The organism is Kaarinaea lacus (genome assembly GCF_975902315.1).
This window is the reverse complement of the sequence record NZ_CDLKIE010000357.1, coordinates 1-5,238: the sequence shown is the minus strand read 5'-3', so window position 1 is coordinate 5,238 and position 5,238 is coordinate 1. Positions and strand designations below refer to the sequence as shown.

Sequence of the window (5,238 nt, the reverse complement as noted above, 5' to 3'; positions counted from 1 at the left end):
TTTACGATGTAGGTCAATGCTGCATCATCACCGTTGATGTAACGTTCTAATAGGGTTTTGTCATCCATTAGCTTTTCGTCACTGTGACACCACAATTGATGGCCGGGTTTAGTTTTGGGAGAAAGGTTTTAAATGCTATAAATCAGGTATTTATGAAACCATAGCAATAGAATTTCGACTATGAATTATTACCAGAATACATAACAACCATTCACATCTCACCAACAGTCGATTGAACTAAACTTTAAGTCCCAAACCGGTGTCTTTGCTCGTGCCAGTAGATAACCTGAGGGACGACGATCATGGATCAGCCCATATTTAGTAGCTATACTATTAATAGAAGTGGTAGAGGTAGCAAATCAATGACGGCAATGCTTTATCAGCCTGAATTCAACGGTGTGTCCGCCGATTTTTCTAGCCAAATAAGCAGTTTGTGGAAAAACTTAAGATCTTGTTTGCAGGACTATTTCAATCATTCTATTGACCAAAGCCGCTATGCCCGCATAGTCGCCTATCACACCCACCAGTTTGTCACTGCCATACAGCAAGTCCCGGACTATTCCAGTCAACTACAGGAAGCAAAATCGCAGTTGCCAGGCGATAAGTCCTGGAATCGCCAACGATTTGCATTTGATAACGTGATGGTGGCGGAAATGATCACAGTATACGGAAACCAGCCAACACCACTGCACAGTTACGATGGACCGGTCGGTATTTTGTATGTTCTTGATGGTGAACTTACTGTCAGTCGCTACTCCGAAATTAATAACGAAATCAGTGATTGCTCGAATATCAGTAAACTGAATTGCCAGAACGTGAATCGCTACCGGTTAACCCAGGGTACATTAATTGACTCACTACTGGCACCAGTGGTGGAAATGCAGGCCAACACAGAACGCTGTATTTTTCTGAATATTCATTTAAGAGACCAGTCCAATTTCCCACACTTTTTCTATTACCCTTCGTATATCACTCAGGAAAACCGTCAGTTTTTCGCCCGCCGTGTAGCCTCGGAGTGGTGAAGCAGGCAGTTTGAATCTTGCTGGAATTCCATCGAAAAACTTGGCCAAAAAACTACCGATTTTCTGCAAAACCTATATAATAGGCGCTCTGGATGTTATTTCCGCAAAAACAATAAGTTAGCGTATATTTTAGCCATAATTCATGGCGTCTGAGAGATTTACAGCGTGGCATATTTGGTACCAGACCAACTGAGTAAACAAGCCGGTAAAGCCGCTCACGCTAACTATATTCTTCAATCCAGGTAATTCTTCAACTGCAGAAAATTAATAGGAAGTTCCATGGCTGACTTGAAAAACGATCGATTTCTACAAGCATTGATGCGCAAACCCGTCGACGTCACTCCAGTGTGGATGATGCGCCAGGCAGGACGCTACCTTCCCGAGTATCGCGCCACACGGGAAAAAGCAGGAAGCTTTATGAATCTCTGTCAATCTCCGGAACTCGCCTGTGAAGTTACCTTGCAGCCACTGGATCGTTATCCACTGGATGCAGCCATTTTATTTTCAGACATATTGACCATCCCGGATGCAATGGGTTTAGGCTTGCGTTTTACGACTGGAGAAGGCCCAACTTTCGATAAACCAGTTCGTACAGCCGCTGATATCAATGCATTGGGTGTACTGGATCCACATGCCGAACTCCAATATGTTGTCGATGCAGTGAGCCTGATTCGCAAGGAACTCAATGGCCGCGTGCCATTAATCGGTTTTTCCGGCAGCCCCTGGACGCTCGCTACTTATATGGTCGAAGGCGGATCCAGTAAGGAGTTCTCCAAAGTAAAAGGTATGATGTTTGATCAACCAGACTTGATGCATAAGTTGCTGGATGTGCTGGCTCAATCGGTGACAGAATACCTGAACGCCCAAATTAAAGCGGGCGCACAGGCGGTAATGATTTTTGATACCTGGGGCGGCTCACTGACACCCCGTGATTATCGTGAATTTTCCTTACAATACATGACACAAATCGTCGATGGCCTGATCAAGGAAAATGAAGGTCGGGCTGTACCTTCGATATTATTTACCAAGGGTGGCGGTGCCTGGCTGGAAGACATGGCGCTCAGTAAATGCAATGCCTTAGGTGTTGACTGGACTGTTGATATTGGTGATGCGCGCAAACGCGTAGGAGACAAAGTCGCCTTACAGGGCAATATGGATCCTTGTATTTTATATGCTTCACCAGAGAGAATTCGTGAAGAAGTGGCAGCGGTACTGGCGAGCTTTGGTAAGGGTGAAGGACACGTGTTTAATCTGGGCCATGGCATTCATCCAACCATAAACCCGGAACATGTAGGCGCATTCATCAATGCGGTTCATGAGTTTAGTGAACAGTACCACTAAATTATTCATGCAAGGTAAGACGCACTGGCAGTCACAAAGTCACGTTACACTACACTCAAATGCATTCTTAGAAAGTCTTCGGTTCCTGGTGCAAATAAGCAATTTGTCACAATGCTGATATAAGACTTCCCTATACTGCCTGGTTGGCCTGAAATATGAGCGCATGCTCGTCGGAGGATATTTGTTATACTTGTCAATATAGACATTGATCACCAATGTGCCGCCATTTCCAGGCAATTGTTGACTATTGGGTACAGCTAAAAAGTTAACCATGGACGCCCCCGACCTGAAACAACCCGAACTTTATATTAATCGCGAGCTCAGCCTGCTCGAATTCAATTGGCGTGTACTGGAGCAGGCAAATGATCCATCGGTTCCTCTACTAGAACGCTTACGTTATCTGGCTATATCCAGCAATAATCTTGATGAATTCTTTGAAGTGCGCGTTGCAGGTCTTATTCAAAAGGCGGAACTGGGCTCCACCCAGGCAGGGCCGGATAATATGTCCCCGACAGAAACCCTCAATGCCATTAGCGAGCGTGCGCACCAAATTGTAGCTCAACAGTATGTAACCTTAAATGACATCATATTCCCCGACCTTGAAGAACAGGGCATTAACTTTATCCGTCGTGGTGACTGGAATGAATCACAGGAAAACTGGTTACAGGAGTATTTTCGCGACGAATTGTCGCCAATCCTGACACCCCTTGGGCTGGATCCGGCCCATCCGTTTCCACGCATCCTCAATAAAAGCCTAAATTTCATCGTTGAATTAAAAGGTAAAGATGCTTTTGGCCGGCAAAGCGACCTTGCCATTGTGCAGGCACCTCGCGCCTTGCCACGCGTCATCCAATTACCAAAAGATGAAACGGACAGTGGCCCACATGATTTCGTATTTCTTTCTTCTATTATTCATGCTTATGCCGATGAGCTGTTTCATGGAATGACGGTTCAGGGTTGTTATCAGTTCCGAGTAACACGAAACAGCAACCTGTTTGTTGATGAAGAGGAAATAGAAGATTTACTGCGTGCCGTTGAAGGCGAACTTGCATCACGACGTTACGGAGATGCCGTTCGACTGGAGATAGCTGACAATTGCCCTGATAATTTAGTGAACTTTTTACTGCACCGTTTTGAGATACCCAACCGGGAGTTATTCCAGATTAACGGACCGGTAAACCTGAATCGAGTCGAGGGTGTGTACGACTTAATAGATAAACCTGAATTGAAATTCCCATCCTTCACACCCAGCATTCCCAAAGCATTAACAGGTGCGACAAACATTTTTAATGCCATTAAGAAAAGAGACATACTGCTTCACCACCCCTTCCAGTCATTTGCTCCCGTTTTGGATTTTGTTCGCCAGGCAGCTAATGACCCCAATGTGCTCAGTATAAAACAAACCTTATATCGTACCGGAGCAAACTCGGCTATAGTGAGCGAGCTCGTTGCTGCTGCCAGAGCAGGTAAAGAAGTGACTGTGGTCGTCGAATTGAGAGCTCGTTTTGACGAAGCCGCTAACATCGAGTTAGCTACGAGACTTCAGGAAGCCGGGGTACATATAGTATATGGCGTCGTCGGATATAAAACTCATGCCAAGATGATTCATATTGTACGCCGGGAAGGTAAAAAACTATTTCACTATGTGCACCTTGGAACAGGTAACTACCACGCACGAACCGCGCGACTATACACCGACTACGGATTGCTGACACGCGACAAGAAAATTGGTCAGGACGTTAACAATGTTTTTTTACAACTAACCAGCCTGGGAAAAGTATCTCGCCTTGAGCGAATATTGCAATCGCCGTTCACCTTGCATAAAACCTTGCTGGAAAAGATTGACCGGGAAATAGAAAATGCCTCGACAGGAAAACCTGCCCGTATAATTGCTAAAGTTAACGCTCTAACGGAACAAAAGATTATTCATAGTTTATACCGCGCCTCAATCGCCGGCGTTAAAATTGATCTGATTATCCGAGGAATCTGTAATTTGCGTCCGGGCATTAGCGGAGTGTCGGACAATATTCAGGTGCGCTCTATCATCGGCAGATTTCTGGAACACACTCGAGTTTATTATTTTGAGAACGGGGGCGAACCTGAGGTATACGGCTCAAGTGCTGATTTTATGGAGCGCAACTTGATTCAGCGTGTTGAAGTTTGTTTCCCTATCCGCGAAAAGCGTATGCAGGAAAGAGTGATCAAAGATTTACATTATTACCTCAAGGACAATAAACAAGCCTGGGTACTAAACCAGGATGGCACCTATGCCAGAACCAAATCCGCAGAAAACGAAGAGCCTTTCGCCGCGCAAACTACACTCCTTGATGAGCTTGCATCACAATCCTGACTTCCTATGCATATTATCTCGCAGGTAATGTAATGCTATTTTCTGTCGAATATGAATTGTATTGAATTTCTTTACATGCCAGTAATTAGCCATTATGTTTAACAAAACCAATTTCAACGCTCAATACATGCTTTTGAGGCCCTGGAAAAATGACATTAGAATATTTCACGATTAAAGATTTGCCGAAAAAAACAAAATTAACACCCGAGAACAAATGCGATTACTGCAAAAACTCTATATGCTGTACCTACATTACACAGGAGCTGGACGCACCTCGCTCCATGAAAGATTACGATCATCTGCTTTGGCTAGTATCTCACGAAAATGTCAGTGTATTTAAAGATGATGATGGCTGGTTCCTAAGTGCGGCCAATCCTTGCTTACACTTACAAGATGATGGTGGATGCGGGATATACGAAAAACGACCACAAATTTGCCGCGAGCATTCCAATGACTGTTGTGAATTTGACGGCCCGGCAGAAGAAGACTATAAGAAATTTTTCAATAGTTACGAAAAACTGGATA

At 44.5% G+C, this 5,238-nt stretch carries 4 protein-coding genes; all 4 read left to right on the top strand.

Features of this window, described 5'->3' with window-relative positions; genetic code table 11:
• Positions 1-302: 302 nt before the first annotated feature.
• Positions 303-1,022: a hypothetical protein gene (locus ACWVCM_RS11620; protein ID WP_455201920.1), complete on the top strand. Its 720-nt coding sequence runs from the start codon at positions 303-305 to the stop codon at positions 1,020-1,022.
• Between the two features lie 279 nt (positions 1,023-1,301).
• A complete protein-coding gene (hemE, locus tag ACWVCM_RS11615; protein WP_455201919.1) occupies positions 1,302-2,363 on the top strand; it encodes a uroporphyrinogen decarboxylase in 1,062 nt (353 codons plus the stop codon).
• 247 nt (positions 2,364-2,610) lie between these two features.
• Positions 2,611-4,713 carry a polyphosphate kinase 1 gene (gene ppk1 / locus ACWVCM_RS11610; protein ID WP_455201918.1) on the top strand — a complete coding sequence of 701 codons (2,103 nt, stop codon included), beginning with the start codon at positions 2,611-2,613 and terminating at the stop codon, positions 4,711-4,713.
• Positions 4,714-4,862: 149 nt separating this feature from the next.
• On the top strand, positions 4,863-5,238 hold a 376-nt coding region (locus tag ACWVCM_RS11605), incomplete at its 3' end, for a YkgJ family cysteine cluster protein (protein ID WP_455201917.1).

Bases quoted from the DNA above. Each gene is read 5' to 3' on its own strand.
- ACWVCM_RS11620 (WP_455201920.1), top strand. From the start codon at position 303: ATGGATCAGCCCATATTTAGTAGCTATACTATTAATAGAAGTGGTAGA.
- hemE (WP_455201919.1), top strand. From the start codon at position 1,302: ATGGCTGACTTGAAAAACGATCGATTTCTACAAGCATTGATGCGCAAA.